Annotated in this window: 1 protein-coding gene; it reads right to left on the minus strand. The window is 63.2% G+C overall.

Annotated features, from left to right (window positions below):
• Positions 1-192: 192 nt before the first annotated feature.
• Positions 193-511, minus strand: a 319-nt coding sequence (locus tag HBA93_RS18245) for a thioredoxin family protein (protein WP_221724242.1), incomplete at its 5' end; no start/stop codon positions are given.

Consider the following 511-nt stretch of genomic DNA (forward strand, 5'->3'; position numbering starts at 1 on the left):
CGGTCGCGTTGGGCATGGCGCGGCGCAGCCGCGACGCAAGAGCCAATCCCGCTGCGCCTGCACCTGCTATGACGATACGGGCTCTTGAGTTCGACGTTTGAGCCTGCGCGGCTTCCGTACTCAAACCGACTGAGGCAAGAGCTGCCGCTCCCACCAGAAATTGCCGTCTTTCCATATCTCCCTCCCTTGGGGTTAAGTTGTTTTGTGCGCGGCGGGAGCCCCTGAGAGCTGGTCTTTGGCCCATCCAACGATTTGCTGGGTGTTCATGGCTCCGGATACCCGCCCGATCTCGCGGCCACCGGCATAAAGCAGCATGGTCGGGATGCCTCTGATGCCGAGGCGGCCTGCAACACCGTGGTGCGCCTCCGAATTGAGCTTGAGCAGGCGCATCTGCGGTTCGAGGATGGCGGAAGCGGCCTCGAAGGCCGGTGCCATCATGCGGCAGGGACCGCACCAGGGCGCCCAGACATCGATGAGAACGGGAATGTCGGAACGGGTGGTTTGACGTGCG

The sequence above is a fragment of the Ochrobactrum sp. SFR4 genome (genome assembly GCF_019730395.1).
Taxonomy (GTDB): domain Bacteria; phylum Pseudomonadota; class Alphaproteobacteria; order Rhizobiales; family Rhizobiaceae; genus Pseudochrobactrum.